The following is a 16,583-nucleotide window of genomic DNA, read 5'->3' as shown; positions in this document are numbered from 1 at the left end:
CATATCCGGTGTTGCCTTCACTGACCGAAACGCCGCGTACGACTACGCCAAACACTGGTTGGCTACATGCTACGTGTCGAGCAGAGGCTCGGTGAGCGAAGCCTAGCAACACACGCGCTCACCATCGCGCCCTCGTCCGTGGGTTACTCGGCGCATGGAGCATGTGGCATTGGCGTATTCGCTACCTGAAACCTTTGCGAAAGGCAGACAGACCTTGCGGCAGGCGTTGCTCCAACACACATTGCGACACTTTGTCGCAGCCCTTCGACGATCTTGGCCCACAGACCATTCGTCGGCCGCTTCCATTAGAATCGGAATGTGCACCGTTCACGACGCCACCACTGGTTGCTTGCCTGCGCATGGCTCGCCATTCTCTTGATGCTCATTGCGCCGTTGGTAAGTCGCGCCCTGAAGCAGTCCGCAGCATCGGCCTCCTCAGCGCTCAACGTAGTGCATCAGCATGGCTCGCGTTTTAAGCAGACGCCTCGCCACCAGCATCACCACGATGCGGTAGACGTGCTGGAGACGGCTTCAATTTCATCCAACGTCTATCCCCATCACGACGCAGACGATGAGACGGCAAATGCACGCCCAATGCCCGGCCCACATGCCGAGCATGACATGGGCGTCGACTGTGATTACTGCGTGATTGCTGCCCGTTTGATCAGTCTGTTGATTGCAGTGCTACTGCTCCTCACTGGCTACCCTGGCAGCTTCGGGCGATTAGCAAGGCTCGCTAATACGCGCCTATCGCTGCTCTCAAGCACCTTGGGTGCCCGCGGCCCCCCTTCCGTCGTTCTCGCCTGACACAACGTTCCGGTGCGGCATCTTTTCCGTCTTTGCTTTGGGCTGGCGGCTATTGGCTTGTATGGCTGCCAAGTTGAGGTGTAGCGGATCTGCTAGGACGAGACTGAGCCGTCGAGTGCCCGGTTTGAACGATTTGCTCCTGCGCGAGCAAGGGCGAAGCGTCGTCGCACGTTGTGAGGTTGACGCGTGCAAGTGCATGTGCACTGCAGTCCTTACGATTTAGAGCGGCTGACAAAACATAGCGAACAGCCGTCAGGTGGGCGCGGAAGGAGCCTAGGAACCGCAGTGTACGAGTGGTACATGAGGATTCCGAGCACCGGCCGCGCTCGCCTGGCGGCTGCGCAGGAGTTTTGTTAGATGCTCTTAATTGAGGACCAGAGTTCCTGACTCCAACGGACCGACACAGTCCGCCGTGCGCTTGTGCTTTCATGCCAAACGCCTGCTAGCACCCTGTTCGTCCTTCTTGAAATCGGAGCAAAACACCATGAATTGCCGATCCATTAAAGCGTTAGGCCTCAGCGCCCTGCTGGCACTTTCAAATATTGCAGTCGCAGCCGACGCACCTAAAGTCGCCTTCTCGCTACCGGCGCTGCCCTACGCGACCAATGCATTGGAACCGGCCATCGACACGCAAACGATGGAGATCCATCACGCACGCCATCACAAGGCCTACGTCGATAACCTCAACAACAAGGTCGAAGACTACCCAGCGTTGTCGACCACGTCTGTCGAAGACATCCAGGCCCATATCTCTCTGTACGACGCGGCGGTCCGCAACAATGCCGGCGGCCATTACAACCACAGCCTGTTCTGGACGCTGATGGCACCCGCAGGCCAGGGAGGAACGATATCGCCGGCCCTCAAGGCAAAACTGGCACAGTCGTTCGGCTCCGAAGAGGCCTTCAAAACCAAGTTCTCCGAGGCGGCCACAAAAATTTTCGGCTCGGGATGGGCCTGGTTGATCGTCAAACCAGACGGCTCACTGGCGATCACCACCACGTCCAATCAGGACAACCCATTGATGGATGTCGTGTCCGACCGCGGCACGCCACTGCTGGCCCTGGATATGTGGGAACACGCGTATTACCTGCATTACCAAAACAAGCGGGCCGACTACATCAAGGCGTGGTGGTCGGTGGTCAACTGGACCGAGGTCAACGCCCGCTTTGGCGCTGCAGCCAAGCGCTGACCGGCCAATCCTCGCCCACGCCCATGGCTCTTCGAAGATTCCTTGCCCACGCTATCCGCAGCTGGGCCGCCATGGCGGCCTTGCTGCTGGTGGTTGCGCCGGTTGTCAGCCGGTGGGTTGAATCGCTGCCGCAGCAGATGGTCATGGAGGCCATGTGCGAGACGGGCCACCAGCTGGCAACCAAACCGGCCACGCTGGCCCTGGGTAGTCGCGAAGGGCAAATCCAATTAGGCAAGCACGCCCTGCCCCACGACGCTGCTTGCGAGCACTGCCTGCTGGCAGCGCTTCTTCTCACCCCGCATGACTGGACCTGGAGGCGTGCCGCTCCCACTCATGCCTCAGCCGGCAGTGACGTTTGTGCGTCGAATGTCCCGCGGTTCGCCAGCAGCACCGCGCATCGTCCACGTGGCCCTCCGATGGCGGCGTAGTCGTTCTCAAACAACGCCCGCTTGCGCCCACGGCGCTATTCCACCTGGAACCACCCATGCATTCCTTTCCCTCGGTCCTCCGTCCGGGACGCCTAGCCTTGGCTCTCGTTCCATTCCTGCTGCATTCCACTGGAGTCTTGGCACAACAAGGCCCAGCGCCCCGAACGCTCGACACGGTCCGGGTCGTCGACGATCGCGCAGGCACATTGACTGACATCAGTTCGACCGGTTCGGCACTCGGTCTGAGCGTGCTCGATACTCCTGCAAGCCTGACCGTTATCTTGCGTGAGCAACTGAACGCACGCGGCAATGCCAACCTAAACAATGCTATCACCTGGGCCGGTGCCATCAGCGCGATGCCTCATCCAGGCAATGGCCTGAGTGCCCTATCCAGCCGTGGTTTTACCGACAGTGCGTCGGTCATGCGTCTGTATGACGGCATCCGACAGTACGGCGGCGTGGGAGTCACGTTCCCTTTTGACACGTGGTCGATCGAACGCATCGAAGTGTTGCGTGGCCCGGCCTCCGTCATCTATGGCGACGGCGCGATCGGGGGCGTAGTCAACATCGTGCCCAAGAAGCCTCACTTTGGCCCGGTGGAAAACGAGCTTCGAGCTACCGTGGGCAGCCAGGACACGGCACGACTGGGGGTCGGCAGCGGGGGCGCGTTGAGCTCCAACCTCGCCTACCGGCTGGATGTCAGTGGCAATTACAGTAGCGGCTGGGTGGATCGTGGCTACAACGGTGATGCCACCTTCTCGGGCGCATTGCTCTGGCAAGCGCGGCCGGACCTGCAATTCACACTGACGCATGCAGAAGGCTATCAACGCCCCATGCGTTACTTCGGCACGCCATTGGTGGACGGCCAACAGCTGAATGCGTTGCGCCACGAAAACTACAACGTCTCTGACAGCGTCATCCGGTTCCGAGACCGTTGGAGCCAGCTCGACGCGGTGTGGACGCCCAACAATACGGTTGAATGGCGCACGCGCCTTTACCAGGTCGACAGCCAGCGCGATTGGCGCAATGCCGAGGCCTACGTCTATAACGCGACAACCGGGCTGATCGACCGCTCCGACAACACGCAGATCACGCACAACCAGGACCAGACCGGTCTGACCTCCACGCTGCGGTTGCGGGGTGGTCTTGGCCACATGGACAACACCTTTGCCGTTGGCGTAGATGCCAACCGAGCCCACTTCAAGCACACCAATAACACCTACTCGGGAAGTTCCGGGCCGGTGGACCTGTTCAATCCGGTGCCGGGCCGGTTCATTAGCGACGCGCCGAATATCCCCCGGTATCGCAACAGCGCCGAGCAATACTCGCTCTTCCTTGAAGACCGTTTGGCGCTGACCGACCGCTGGTCCATCTTGGCAGGCCTCCGCCATGACCGTGCCATTGTTCAGCGCACCGACCTGATCAGCGGGCAGCGGACGTTCTCAAAGACTTACTCAAATACCGGCTGGCGTACCGGAACGGTGTTTGCACTCCGGCCAACGTCCACGCTTTACGCCCAGTTCTCTCAAGCGTCTGACCCGATCAGTGGTCTGCTAATGATCAGTCCGAACAACGGGGCATTTGATCTATCCAGAGGCAAGCAGGTGGAAGTTGGCTTCAAACAGGGCTTTGATGGCGGCGAGTGGACCTTGGCTGCCTATCGCATTCGCAAGACCGGTTTGCTTAGCCGCGACCCCTTGAACCCGGACCGACGTGTCCAGGTGGGCGCACAAACGTCCAAGGGGGTGGAGGCGTCCTTGGCATGGGTCTTCGCGCCGGCATGGTCGCTGGATCTCAACGCCACCGTGCTGAAGGCAGAGTTCGAAGATTTTCTGGAGACCACTGGTTCGCCGGTCATCGCGGTCTCTCGGGATGGCAACGTGCCGCCCAACGTCGCCGAGCGCTTGGCCAATGCGTGGGTGAGCTGGCAGGTGGCTACAGACTGGACGGTCGCCACGGGTGTTCGGTATGTCGGAAAGCGCTATGCGGACACTGCCAATACGTTGCAACTTCCGGGCTATGCCACCACGGATGTCACGGTCTCCTGGCAGGCCCGCCCAGCCACCCGACTGACCGCCCGCGTCTTCAATGCCTTCGACAAGACGTTCTACGAAACGGCTTATTACACCGATACCCAGTGGCTGCGGGGTGCCGACAGGCGCGTCGAGTTCACCGTGGACCATCGTTTCTGATGGCCAGTCACATCTCGACCTTCCCGCTCATTGTTGGAGTTTCCATGCATCCCTCCAGGGCCACACCGTCCGCTCCCTCCCGCCTGGCGTTCGCGCTTGCGGCTGCTCTCGCTTCGCCCGCACTGCTCGCCGCGCCTTCGCTCAACCAGGACGCAGTGTCAGCACAAGATCCTGCATCACCCCAAACTTCCGAGCCGGCATTCAACAGCTGGACATTGGACACGCTCCAGGTGCGTGCGAAACGCGACAGCTATACCGCTTCCGAATGCAGTGCTGCCACGCACACCGATACCCCTCTGTTACAAGTACCTCAATCGGTCCAGATACTAAGGTATCCCCACGTTTTACACCGTAAGCATCATCTGCCCGCGTACTGCCGCAGGCAGTGCGCGCAAGCGCCCTATCCCCGTGAGACGGGTTCCATCGGCCACTGCCTGACCAGCGCTTCTCGGCCGATGCGTAGCGTGGAGTAAAGCTTGCGTGTGCTGTTGCGAGGAGACAGCCACTGGGCGATACCGGTCGCTTCGCATCCCAGCCCCGCCAACCAGCTGGCGAATGCAGCCAACGTATTGATCAGCAGCAGGATCTGCAGTCGCTCGCCGCGTCGGGTCAAACTGTCTTCCAGCGCCTGGCCGTAGCGATGTGATTTCAGATCGCGAAATGCAAGCTCGATCTGCATCCGTCGTGCGTACACATTGACCAACTGCTTTGCGCTGGGCGCCTGCAGCTGCGGGGATGCAACGATGAGCCAAGGCTCGCGCTCGCGCGCTGCGGCCTTCAGACTCGATGACGCACGCGAGACTTTGGCGGGTGAGCGGCGATTGCACTGTTTGCGCCCTTGCCGTGCCTTGGCGTAAATCACCAACCTGCAATCGAGTGGATCGCTGCGATTGGCCTGCATCGGCGGTAACTCGCATGCACGATTGGACGCCAACACATGCAGTTTCCGGCTGTCGATCCACTGATCTGCTTCATCCCGCACGTCCTGCGGCTTGACTTGCGTGCGCCCGCGCAGTCGCCCAACCCAACACCAGCCCATGGCCGATACAGCGCGGAACCACGGTGTCCGGAAGCCGGCGTCAGTGACCAGGATCGGGCGAACATCGTCCGGAACCAGTGCCCTCAGTTGTTGCAAGAAGCGTCTTTCTGCACCAGGCGATCCCTGCTGCTTTCCTGGCACTACCATGTCCAGCAAGGTAAGCGTGCGGCCGCCCACCGGCACCGCTGCGCGCAGCAGACACCACGATTTGTCTGGCTTCAGATCGCTCCAGTCGATGACGATTACCGGCTGCGCGCCGCGCAGCAGCCAGTGCTGCCATCTCGTGGTCGATCACTGATCGCTCGACCTGCAAATTGCGATTACTCAACAGGCGATCAACTGCCTTGAGCGGCGCGCGCACCCGCAGTGCGCTCGGCCACGAACGTGCGATGTCCATCAGTGTCAGCCTGCGTCCGTGCAACAACGCCTCGACCGCATGCAGCAACGCGCGTTCGCGCAACGCATGCATCCCGGACAGTGAGTTGGGCAGGCACTTCTGCAATACTTCGCTGGCGCGCATGGTCGTCAACCTTCTCTGGCTTAGTCACCTTGAAGATTGCGCCATGCGCGCACTTTCTTCCAGGCAATTACGTCGCAAGTGATTGATTTGCCAGGAGGAAATGTGGGGAAACCTCAGGGTTGAGGTCCTTTTCGACGATCCTGCCATTGCGCTTCATCGTCAGGACGGAATTCTTCTTGCCATGCAGGGCCAGGAGCTCTGCAGCGACAGCTGCAAAGCTGAGCTGGGACCGATCAACGCGCACCAGCCTGTCGACCCTCCTCTTCTCACCTGGGTCAATGCCGGACCGGAGGACTTTGCGTGCTTCCAGATGCTGCGCTCGCACCTCCGCCAGGCTGACCTCTGGGTAGACCCCCAGTGCCAAGCGCTTCTCCTTACCGCCAAAGCGATACTTCCATCGCCATAGCTTGGCGCCTTTCGGCGAGATCTCGACATACAAGCCGCCGCCGTCGAACAGTCTCACGGGCTTGTCAGCGGGCGTTGCGTTACGCACTGCGGCGTCACTCAGGGGCATGGGGGCATCCGCTTTCGCACTGGGGGCTGGTGCCCCCATCTATGCCCCTACGAGCCTGGATTTCAATGGATCATGGTGGACCTAGGAAAACCTCAGGCAACAAAAACCCCCGATTTCTCGGGGGTTTTGGACTTTCTTGGATGTCCCGGAGGGTTCATCTGGTGCGCCCGGAGGGATTCGAACCCCCGACCAATGGCTTCGGAAGCCACTACTCTATCCGGCTGAGCTACGAGCGCCTGGCCGCGCATTATGCCAGAACCGGCGCCATGCGCGTGATCCCTGGGCCGTGGCCCGCTTCCCGGCGCGCATCCCTCCGCGCACACCAGCCGAAGCGCATCCTCATCTATCGGCGCGGTCGCAAAGATGGGGCTATCCCTCCAGCGCTGCAGCGCCCCGCACCTGAAAACCCACTTCAAAAGCGCGCCCAACCGCAGCCAACAGCGACGTCCACACCATCAAGCGCATGACCGCGGCCAAGCGGCGCTGCTACCCTTTGCAGCATGAGCAAGCAAGGTTTCAAGAACGTGCCCATGGCCCCTGCGCTGACGTGGCCAGAGCGCCTGGGACAGTATTGGAAGTTGGTCCGTGGTGACCGCCCGATCGGCAGCCTGCTGCTGCTCTGGCCCACCTGGTGGGCGCTGTGGCTGGCGGCCGGGGGCCTGCCGCCGTTGTGGACCTTGTTCGTGTTCACCGCTGGCGTCTGGCTGACCCGTTCGGCCGGCTGCGTGATCAACGACTACGCCGACCGCTGGCTGGATCCGCACGTAGAGCGCACAAAGTCGCGTCCGCTCGCCACCGGCGCGGTCTCCGGCCGCGAGGCGCTGTGGGTGTTCGTGGTGTTGATGCTGGTCGCCTTCGCGCTGGTGCTCAGCCTCAACTGGCTGACCGTGGCGCTGAGCGTGCCCGGCCTGTTTCTGGCCGCCAGCTATCCCTATCTGAAGCGCCACACCCATCTGCCGCAGGTATACCTGGGCATGGCGTTCGGCTGGGGCATCCCGATGGGCTTCGCCGCCGTGCAGGGCAGCGTGCCGCTGCTGGCCTGGCTGCTATACGCCGCCAACATCCTCTGGGCCACCGCCTACGACACCTGGTATGCCATGGTCGACCGCGAGGACGACCTCCGCATGGGCAGCAAGTCCACCGCCATCCTGTTCGGCCGTTACGACCTGATCGCGCAAGGCGTGCTGTATGCGCTGATGTTCGCGGCCCTGGTGCTGGTGGGCTTGCGCGCCGGCCTCAGCATCGCTTACTGGGCTGGGCTGGGCATCGCAGCGCTGCTGGTGGCCTACGAATTCCACATCGCGCGCCACCGCGAACGCGGCCCCTGCTTCCGCGCCTTCCTGCATAACAACTGGGTAGGCCTGGCGATCTTCGTCGGCATCGCCGCGTCGCTGGCGTTGCGCTAGCGGGTAGATGCGCTAATCGCGCCGCGCGTTAAGCCCGCAGGGGCCGCGAAGACACAGGTTGCCCGCCACTGGTGTGCGCCTTGGAGCGCCCGCGCAGCAACCGCGGGCCGGGGCGCGGAAAGTGGTTTGGTTGCGGCATGGCTCCACCTGTCAGGCGCCGGCTTCGGTGGGCTGCGACAGCGCGCCCGGGGATCGGCTATTCGGCTCGGTCAGACATCCTGCCTGATTCGCCGCAGCGACACATCCATGTGCCGCTCTGCGCCAATCCCCGGGCGCGCTGTCGCCTCGGCGCGTTGTTGTCATGACACCGATAGCGGCGCAACTGGATGACCGTCGCCGACAACGTTGCGGGCCAGGCCTCACGGCGCAACGCTACAACGCGCAAGCCACCATCCCTCACGGCACCCGCGCGCAGACCCAGGCGTCCACGCGCTGCACACCGGCGCGCCGCAGCGCCTGTGCGGCTGCATGCAAGGTGGCGCCCGTGGTCATGACGTCGTCCACCAGCGCCACATGGGTGGGCAGCGGCCCATGCGCCAGAAACGCATCACGCAGATTGCGTCGGCGCTCGTCGGCATCCAGTTCGGACTGTGGCGCGGTGGCGCGTACGCGGCGCAGCAGCGGCAGGCAGGGCAGCTGCAGTGCGCGGCCCAGCGGCCGGGCCAACTCCAGCGCCTGGTCGTAACCGCGCTGGCGTAGCCGATGCCGGTGCAGGCTCACCGGCACCAGTGCCTGTGGCCGCGGCAAGGCGGCACAGCGCGCGGCCATCAGTTCGCTCAGCACCCGGCCGGCCGCCAGATCCTGATGGAACTTGAAGCGTCGCAGCAGCCCGTCCACCGGCCAGCGATAGGTGAAGCAGGCATATGCGCGCTGTAGCGGCGGCGGGTGCTGCAGGCACTGGCCGCACAACGGGAGCCCGGCAGCGGCAAACAACGGCGTGGCACAGCACGCGCAGGCAGTGCCATGGTCTGGCAGCGCCGCCCGGCAGGACGGGCACAGGTCGCAATCGTCGGTGCCCGACTCCGCGCACACCAGGCACAGCGATGGCAGCAGCAATCGCAGCAGCCGTTGTGGCCACCTGTAAACCGAATGCGGATGCGTAAAGTTGACAGCCTCGTCCATGCTCACCAGACTGCCTGGCTTCCAAGCCGCTGACTGTCAGGAAACCCCGATGTCCGTTGTCGTCCGCCATGACTGGGATCGCAAAGAACTGCATGCGCTGTTCGCGCTGCCGTTTCCCGAGCTGCTGCATCGCGCCGCCAGCGTGCACCGTGCCCACTTCGACCCGGCCGAGGTGCAGGTCTCCACGCTGCTGTCGGTCAAGACCGGCGGCTGCCCGGAAGATTGCGCCTACTGCCCGCAGGCGCAGCGCTACGACACCGGGGTGAGCGCACAGAAACTGATGGACACCGAAGACGTGGTGGCCAAGGCCCGCCAGGCAAAGGCCGCCGGCGCCTCGCGCTTCTGCATGGGTGCGGCGTGGCGCTCGCCCAAGGACCGCGACATCCCCAAGGTGGCCGCCATGATCCGCGAGGTGAAGGCGATGGGCCTGGAAACCTGCGCCACCCTGGGCATGCTCGACGCCGGCCAGGCGCGCGCGCTCAAGGACGCCGGGCTGGACTACTACAACCACAATCTGGACACCGCGCCGGATTACTACGACTCGATCATCCACACCCGCCAGTACCAAGACCGCCTGAACACCCTGGAGCACGTGCGCGATGTGGGCTTGAAGACCTGCTGCGGCGGCATCGTCGGCATGGGCGAAACCCGTGAGCACCGCGTCGGCTTGTTGCACGCGCTGGCAACGTTGCCAGCGCACCCGGACTCGGTGCCGATCAACCAGTTGGTGCAGGTTCCCGGCACTCCATTGCACGGCACCGAGCCCCTGGATGCATTCGAGTTCGTGCGCATGATCGCGGTGGCGCGCATCGCCATGCCCAAGTCGATGGTGCGCCTGTCCGCCGGCCGCGAGGCGATGAGCGACGAACTGCAGGCGCTGTGCTTCCTGGCCGGTGCCAACTCGATCTTCTACGGCGAAAAGCTGCTCACCACCGGCAACCCTGATACCGAGCGCGACCAGGGGTTGTTCCAGCGGCTGGGCCTGCGCCCGATGCAGATCACCGTCGACGCCGCCGAGCACGACCACCCCGGCACCGTGCATGCGGACATCACCTGCGGCGCGGCGTGCGAACACGCGGCCTGACCGCATCAGCGCCCAGCTAGCACCGGCCGTCGGTGCCGGCTGGGCGCGCTGGGCCCGGCACGCTACGCTAGCGGCCCTCTTCCGCTGTCGACGAACGCCATGGCTCGCCCCGATCTGCACGAACGGATTTCGTCGCTGCGCAAATTGCGCGTGGCCCAGGAGCGGGTGCGGGTGCGGCGGCAGGTGGGCCGCCGCGACGGCGTGCGCCTGGAAATCGATGGGCGTTGGCTGACCGGTTTCTGCTCCAACGATTACCTGGGGCTGTCGCAGCAGTTCGAAGTGGTGGCCGCGCTGCAGGATGCCGCCGCGCGCGATGGTGCCGGGGCGACTGCTTCGCATCTGATCTGCGGCCATCACACCGCGCACGAAACGCTGGAGCGCGACATCGCCGAATGGCTGGGCTATCCGTCGGCGCTGCTGTTCGGCAGCGGCTTCATCGCCAACCTGGCCGTGCAGCAGGCGCTGCTCAGCGAAGAAGACGATGTCTGCGTGCAGGACCGGCTCAATCACGCCAGCCTGCTGGATGCCACGCGCCTGGCCGGCTGCCGGTTGCGCCGCTACCCGCACCTGGATGTGGAAGGCGCGATGCGCCAGCTCAAGGGCGCGCCGGAGGGCGCGGCAATGCTCGCCAGCGACGGTGTTTTCAGCATGGATGGCGACGTTGCGCCACTGCGTGCGCTGAGCCTGGTCGCGCGCATGCAGGAGGCCTTGTTCTATGTCGACGATGCGCACGGCGTGGGCGTGCTGGGGCCGCAGGGCCGCGGTTGCGTGGCCGATGCCGGGCTCGGCGTGGCCGAAGTGCCGCTGCAACTGGTGACCCTGGGCAAGGCCCTGGGCGGCTATGGCGCGGTGGTGGTGGGCGAAGAAGCGCTGATCCGCCATCTGGCCGAAACCGCGCGCCCGTACATCTACACCACCGCGCTGCCGCCCGCGCAGGTGGCCGCCACCCTGGCTGCGGTGCGCCTGGCGCGTCGCGACGATTGGCGCCGCACGCGGCTGACCGAACTGATCGGCACATTCCGCGATGGCGCGCGCCGGCATGGGTTCGAACTGATGGCCTCGGACACCCCCATCCAGCCGCTGCTGTGCGGCGAGGAACCCACCGTGATGGCGATGTCTGCGGCGCTGGAGCAAGCCGGCTTCATGGTCGGTGCAATCCGCCCGCCCACCGTGCCCGAAGGCAAGGCGCGGCTGCGGGTGACGTTGTCGGCATTGCACACGCCGCAACAGGTGCAGGCCCTGGTCGATGCCATCGTGCAGGCGCGCGATGTGGTCAGCCGCCAGCCGCAGCGCGCGCTGGCCTGAGTATGCACACCCCGACGCCGGCGCAACGCCGCGTGTGGGAGGCAATGGCCGAGCTGTATCTGGACACCGCAGTCGATGCCATGCACGCGCGCATCGTGCGCTGCCTGGCGGAGTCGCCGTTTTCGCTGGAACAGCTGCGCACGATGTTGTTGCACGACGTGCACCCGGTGCTGCGCAGCAATGTGTACAGCGTGGCCGGCGTGTGGGACGGCTTCGATCCGGCGTGGTTGAGCGCGGCCATCGCCGCACACCGTGCGCGCGCGTGGCGCTGGCCCGATCGCTGGTGCTGGCGCGGCTACGCACGTGCGCAGTGGCGTTGGCTTGGCCCACGCGTGGCCGCGTTGCGCGCCGAGGCCGCAGCTACCTGACCCAGCACGCGTGATCGGCGACACTACGCGCATGCATATCGACGTCATCGGCCACGGGCCGGCACTGGTTCTTCTGCACGGCTGGGCACTGCATGGCGGTGTGTTCGCACCCTTGGTGGAGCGCCTGGCACCGCACTACCAACTGCATCTGGTGGACCTGCCCGGGCATGGCTTCAGCCACGACGACACTACGCCGCTGGCCTTGCCGCACGTGGTGGCCGCAATCGCCGCGGCCACGCCGGCGGCGGTCTGGGTGGGCTGGTCGTTGGGCGGCCTGTTCGCACTGCATGCAGCGGCCACCCAACCGCAGGTCCGCGCGCTGGCGATGATCGCCGCCACGCCGCGCTTCGTGCGTGGCAGCGACTGGCCCGATGCGGTGGAACGCGAGGTCTTCGTGCAATTCGGCCAGGATCTTGCGCGCGATTACCGCGGCACGCTCGACCGGTTTCTCGCCCTGGACACGCTGGGCTCGGCGCATGCGCGCAGCGAATTGCGCAGCCTGCGCGAGACGCTCACCGCGCGCGGCGAACCGGCAGCCAGCGCGCTGCAGGATGGCCTGGGCCTGCTCGAACGCACCGACCTGCGCCGCGCGCTGGCAACGCTTGCGCGGCCCAGCCTGTGGATCGCCGGGCAACGCGACCGCCTGGTGCCGGCCGCCGGCATGCATGCCGCGGCTGCGCGCGCGCCACACGCACAGGCACTCACCATCGACGGCGGCGGACATGCACCGTTCCTGGGCCACGCCGACCAGGTGGCCGAGGCGTTGCACCGCTTTGTTGCAGCGCTGCCCTGAGAGATGCACACCGTGTGTGATGCGACGCGGCAGCAAGGTGCATCTGCCCGCGCGCAGGTGCATGGCGAAGGCTTCACGTCGGCCTGCGGCGTGTAGTGAGGATTCACTGGCCGCAAGCAATCGTGAGCTGCGTTGGATGGGGTGCACTTCCGCTGACGCAGGCCTGAGCCTACCCAGTACATCGATAACGCAATGCGCGAACGCTGCAGATGCAACTATCTCGTCAGCCGCTTTCGGTGCCATACCATCCAAGATCGCGCATGGCGCACTCCCGCCTCTCCGCGCCACAGTGCGAATCGCACTGCACGCAGCACACTGTTTTTTTGTTTCCCGTCGCTATCGACGGTCAGTGCAACAGCCCCTCGCGCCTGATCAACGCCAGCTACGTCTGCCGGGCCTGAAGGACACGCGCTTGTACGTCGACAAGCTGCCGTACACCGGGCTGTGCGTACGCGACCCACTCAGGCGTTTCAATCCGCATCGACGAACTGCTGATCCCGGATGAGAAGACGGGTGCGCGCATCCTGCGCAGGATGTGCGCCCGATTAACTACAACGCACACCTGAGATGATGAGCTCATGCCGTCCTGGCGCCACCGCGCCCATGAGCCGCGGCAATCACGCAGCACGCATCGCAGCCACCTCTCACAGCCATTGCAGTCACGGCTGATCGCCACGCAATGCGAGATCACTCCTGGGACCACCGCCAATCAACACACTGTCCGATCCACCACCACACGCCGTGCAGCCGCGATCACCGATCATGCGCATTCGTTGATTGAAGGAGCACCGCATGGATCTGGGAATCGCCGGGCGCTGGGCCTTGGTATGTGCCGCCAGCAAGGGCCTGGGACTGGGCTGCGCACAGGCGCTGGCACGCGAAGGCGCCAATGTCGTGATTGTCGCGCGTGGCCGCGAGGCTTTGGAGCAGTCCGCCAGCAACTTGCGCGCCCTGCCCGGCGCGGGTGAGGTACGCAGCGTCGTCGCCGACATCACCACCAGCGAAGGCCGTGCCGCTGCGCTGGCCGCCTGCCCGCAGGTCGACATCCTGATCAACAACGCCGGCGGGCCGCCGCCGGGCGATTTCCGTCAGTGGGAGCGCGCGGACTGGCTGCGTGCGCTCGACGCCAACATGCTGGCCCCGATCGAACTGATCCGCGCCACGGTCGATGCGATGCGCGCGCGGCGCTTCGGCCGCATCGTCAACATCACCTCCAGCGCGGTGAAGGCGCCGATCGACATCCTGGGCCTGTCCAACGGCGCGCGCGCCGGTCTCACCGGCTTCGTGGCCGGGCTGGCGCGCAGCACCGTGGCCGACAACGTCACCCTCAACAACCTGTTGCCGGGCCAGTTCGCCACCGACCGGCTGCGCGGCAACTTCGCCGCGATCGCCGAGCAACAAGGCACCAGCGCCGAGGCGGTGGCCGCGCACAAACGCGCCGGCATCCCGGCCGGGCGCTTTGGCGAGCCGGACGAGTTCGGCGCGGCCTGCGCATTCCTGTGCAGTGCCCAGGCCGGCTACATCACCGGACAGAACCTGCTGATCGACGGCGGCGCCTACCCGGGCACGTTTTGACGCCACTGGCGCTGCGCATCAACACGCCGCCGCGCATCACACCGTGTCGCTGCGGCAATTCCCTCGGCGGCGTGCAGCGGCGACAATAGCGCGGCAATGAACAGCACTTTCGACCCCCGCCACGTCCGGCGCGCCTTCGCGCGTGCCGCCAGCAGCTATGCCGCCGCCGCCGCCCTGCAACGCGAGGTGGAAACGCGCCTGCTGGAGTCGCTCGACTATCTCGGCGACACCGCGCCCAAGGTGGTGCTGGATGTGGGTGCCGGCCCGGGCCATGCCAGCGCCACGATCAAGAAACGCTGGCCCAAGGCGCAGGTGATCGCGCTCGACCAGGCACTGCCGATGCTGCGCCAGGCGCGCAAGACTGCGGGTTGGTGGAAGCCGTTTGCGCAGGTCTGCGCCGATGCCCGCGCGCTGCCGGTGGCCGATGGCAGCGTGGATGTGATCTTCAGCAATCTGTGCCTGCAGTGGGTGGAAGACCTGCCGGCGGTGTTTGCCGGCTTTCGGCGTGCGTTGCGGCCCGGCGGCCTGCTGCTGTGCTCCACCTTCGGCCCGGAAACGTTGATCGAACTGCGCGAGGCCTTCGCGCAGGCCGACCCGGCCCCGCATGTGAGCCGGTTCCCGCCGATTGCGCAGTTTGGCGATGCGCTGATGATGTCCGGCTTCCGCGACCCGGTGCTGGACCGCGACCTGTTCACCCTCACCTACAACGACCTGCCGGCCTTGATGCGCGAGTTGCGCGCGATGGGCGCCACCAATGCGCTCAGCAACCGCCGCGCCACGCTGACCGGCCGCGGCCGCTTCGCCGCCGCCAGTGCGGCCTACGAACCCCTGCGGCGGCCCGATGGCACCCTGCCCAGTTCGTGGGAAGTCATCTACGCGCACGCCTGGGCACCGGCGCCGGGCGCTCCGATCCGCGAACGCGGGCAGGACATCGCCAGCGTGCCGGTGGGCGCGATCCCGATCCGCCGCCGCCAGGACTAAGCGTGGCGATCACTGCGCGCGCGCAGCCGCCAGGCAGGCGCGGCCGCGGCATGCACCAGTCGCCTGCTTCGGTCCCCGTTGCCTCCGACAGCACCCCGGCGCCCGCGCCACGGTGCGCCAACCGCACGCAAGCGGCGCACACCCTGCCGGCGCATGTCGCCGGTCATCGGTAGGACACAGTATTACCGCCGGGCCCATCCCGATCAGGCAGGCTCGGCGCTTGCAACCGGTAGAATTCACCAGTTAACGGCCCCCGCCCCCAACCGGCCTCCCCAATGTTGAAGTGGCTCATCATCGCGCTGTTCATTGCCTCAGCGCTGTACATCCATTACCGCGGTCGCGTGCGCCACCGGCTCAGCCGGCAGCTGCTGGACCATTCCACCTTCATGGCCCCGATCAACACGCTGATGTATCTGTGTTCGCGGGTGCCGACCACGCCGTTCATCGATCCGGGCAAGGAATTTCCGGAGCTGGCCCCGTTGCGCGCGAACTGGACGCTGATTCGCGACGAGGCAGTGGCGCTGCAGCAGATGCAGAAGATCCGTGCTGCCGACGGCTACACCGACATCGGCTTCAATTCGTTCTTCCGCCGCGGCTGGAAGCGCTTCTACCTGAAGTGGTACGGCACCGCGCACCCGTCGGCGGCCGAGCTGTGCCCGCAGACCACCGCGCTGCTGCGCTCCATTCCCACGGTCAAGGCGGCGATGTTCGCCGAGCTGCCGCCGGGCAGCGAACTGCGTCCGCACCGCGACCCGTTCGCCGGCTCCATGCGGCTGCACCTGGGCCTGGCCACGCCCAATGACGACCGCTGCTTCATCGACGTCGACGGCCAGCGCCACAGCTGGCGCGACGGCGAGTGGACCATGTTCGACGAGACCTACATCCACCACGCGCGCAACGACACCGACCAGGACCGCATCATCCTGTTCTGCGATATCGAGCGCCCGATGCGCTGGCGCTGGGCGGCGGCGGTGAACCGCTTCGTCGGCCGCAGCCTGCTCTCGGCCGGCGCCTCGCCGAACCAGGAAGGCGACAAGACCGGCGGCATCAACCGGGTGTTCCGGTATTTCTACGCCGCCCGGCTCAAGGCCAAGGCGCTGAAGGAGCGCAACAACCCGCTCTACCAGACGCTCAAGTGGGGCATCTTCGTGCTGGTGGTCGTGGGCATCGTGCTGCTGTAACGCAAACCACCACGCCCGTCAGCTACTGCAATGCCCGACCAACCACGTAGGAGCGCGCTCGCGCGCGATGTGGCGTTAT

At 65.2% G+C, this 16,583-nt stretch carries 13 protein-coding genes, 1 tRNA gene, 1 other RNA gene and 1 pseudogene; 11 read left to right on the top strand and 5 right to left on the bottom strand.

Annotated features, from left to right (window positions below; all coding sequences use genetic code 11):
- Positions 1-378 precede the first annotated feature (378 nt).
- On the top strand, positions 379-807 hold the full coding sequence (locus XCC_RS02065; protein WP_080506175.1) for a DUF2946 family protein: 429 nt from the start codon (positions 379-381) through the stop codon (positions 805-807).
- 226 nt (positions 808-1,033) lie between these two features.
- On the opposite strand, the gene XCC_RS02060 is transcribed toward XCC_RS02065, so the two are convergent.
- Positions 1,034-1,109: non-coding RNA, sX9 sRNA (locus XCC_RS02060), on the bottom strand.
- A gap of 182 nt (positions 1,110-1,291) precedes the next feature.
- On the opposite strand from XCC_RS02060, the gene XCC_RS02055 reads away from it, so the two are divergent.
- Both XCC_RS02055 and XCC_RS02050 read left to right on the top strand, forming a co-directional pair.
- Entirely contained in the window at positions 1,292-1,996 is a 705-nt protein-coding gene (locus tag XCC_RS02055) for a superoxide dismutase (protein WP_011035648.1), read from the top strand.
- Between the two features lie 484 nt (positions 1,997-2,480).
- Positions 2,481-4,616 (top strand): TonB-dependent receptor, encoded by a 2,136-nt coding sequence (locus XCC_RS02050; RefSeq protein WP_011035647.1) that lies wholly within the window; start codon positions 2,481-2,483, stop codon positions 4,614-4,616.
- A 344-nt stretch (positions 4,617-4,960) separates the two neighbouring features.
- On the opposite strand, the pseudogene XCC_RS02045 reads toward XCC_RS02050, so the two are convergent.
- The 3 genes and pseudogenes from XCC_RS02045 to XCC_RS02035 form a co-directional block, all read right to left on the bottom strand.
- Positions 4,961-6,175 (bottom strand): annotated as a pseudogene (locus tag XCC_RS02045) (IS4-like element IS1481A family transposase).
- Positions 6,176-6,242: 67 nt separating this feature from the next.
- The gene (locus XCC_RS02040; RefSeq protein WP_230309688.1) at positions 6,243-6,638 is read right to left on the bottom strand and encodes an Arm DNA-binding domain-containing protein; all 396 of its coding nucleotides are present in this window, start codon (positions 6,636-6,638) and stop codon (positions 6,243-6,245) included.
- Positions 6,639-6,848: 210 nt separating this feature from the next.
- Positions 6,849-6,925: transfer RNA gene (locus XCC_RS02035), tRNA-Arg, on the bottom strand.
- Positions 6,926-7,189: 264 nt separating this feature from the next.
- On the opposite strand from XCC_RS02035, the gene ubiA reads away from it, so the two are divergent.
- Positions 7,190-8,095: a 4-hydroxybenzoate octaprenyltransferase gene (ubiA, locus tag XCC_RS02030; RefSeq protein WP_011035644.1), complete on the top strand. Its 906-nt coding sequence runs from the start codon at positions 7,190-7,192 to the stop codon at positions 8,093-8,095.
- Positions 8,096-8,491: 396 nt separating this feature from the next.
- Here the strand turns inward: ubiA and XCC_RS02025 are convergent, their stop codons facing one another.
- Positions 8,492-9,217, bottom strand: coding sequence for a ComF family protein (locus tag XCC_RS02025; RefSeq protein WP_016944939.1), 726 nt, complete (start codon positions 9,215-9,217; stop codon positions 8,492-8,494).
- Between the two features lie 49 nt (positions 9,218-9,266).
- Here XCC_RS02025 and bioB point away from each other — a divergent pair, with 49 nt between their 5' ends.
- The 7 genes from bioB (at position 9,267) to lpxO (ending at position 16,504) form a co-directional block, all read left to right on the top strand.
- Positions 9,267-10,301 carry a biotin synthase BioB gene (gene bioB, locus XCC_RS02020; protein ID WP_011035642.1) on the top strand — a complete coding sequence of 345 codons (1,035 nt, stop codon included), beginning with the start codon at positions 9,267-9,269 and terminating at the stop codon, positions 10,299-10,301.
- Positions 10,302-10,400: 99 nt separating this feature from the next.
- Positions 10,401-11,606 (top strand): 8-amino-7-oxononanoate synthase, encoded by a 1,206-nt coding sequence (gene bioF, locus XCC_RS02015; RefSeq protein WP_011035641.1) that lies wholly within the window; start codon positions 10,401-10,403, stop codon positions 11,604-11,606.
- 2 nt (positions 11,607-11,608) lie between these two features.
- The gene (locus XCC_RS02010; protein WP_016944938.1) at positions 11,609-11,974 is read left to right on the top strand and encodes a DUF7079 family protein; all 366 of its coding nucleotides are present in this window, start codon (positions 11,609-11,611) and stop codon (positions 11,972-11,974) included.
- A gap of 31 nt (positions 11,975-12,005) precedes the next feature.
- Positions 12,006-12,767, top strand: a complete 762-nt coding sequence (gene bioH / locus XCC_RS02005; protein ID WP_011035639.1) for a pimeloyl-ACP methyl ester esterase BioH — start codon at positions 12,006-12,008, stop codon at positions 12,765-12,767.
- A gap of 792 nt (positions 12,768-13,559) precedes the next feature.
- Positions 13,560-14,342: an SDR family oxidoreductase gene (locus XCC_RS02000; RefSeq protein ID WP_016944935.1), complete on the top strand. Its 783-nt coding sequence runs from the start codon at positions 13,560-13,562 to the stop codon at positions 14,340-14,342.
- Between the two features lie 96 nt (positions 14,343-14,438).
- The gene (gene bioC / locus XCC_RS01995; RefSeq protein ID WP_011035637.1) at positions 14,439-15,323 is read left to right on the top strand and encodes a malonyl-ACP O-methyltransferase BioC; all 885 of its coding nucleotides are present in this window, start codon (positions 14,439-14,441) and stop codon (positions 15,321-15,323) included.
- Positions 15,324-15,598: 275 nt separating this feature from the next.
- A complete protein-coding gene (lpxO, locus tag XCC_RS01990; protein WP_011035636.1) occupies positions 15,599-16,504 on the top strand; it encodes a lipid A hydroxylase LpxO in 906 nt (301 codons plus the stop codon).
- Positions 16,505-16,583 lie beyond the last annotated feature (79 nt).

It is taken from the genome of Xanthomonas campestris pv. campestris str. ATCC 33913 (assembly GCF_000007145.1).
In the GTDB taxonomy this organism is placed as follows: Bacteria; Pseudomonadota; Gammaproteobacteria; order Xanthomonadales; family Xanthomonadaceae; genus Xanthomonas; species Xanthomonas campestris.
This window is presented reverse-complemented; position numbering and strand designations above follow the sequence as displayed.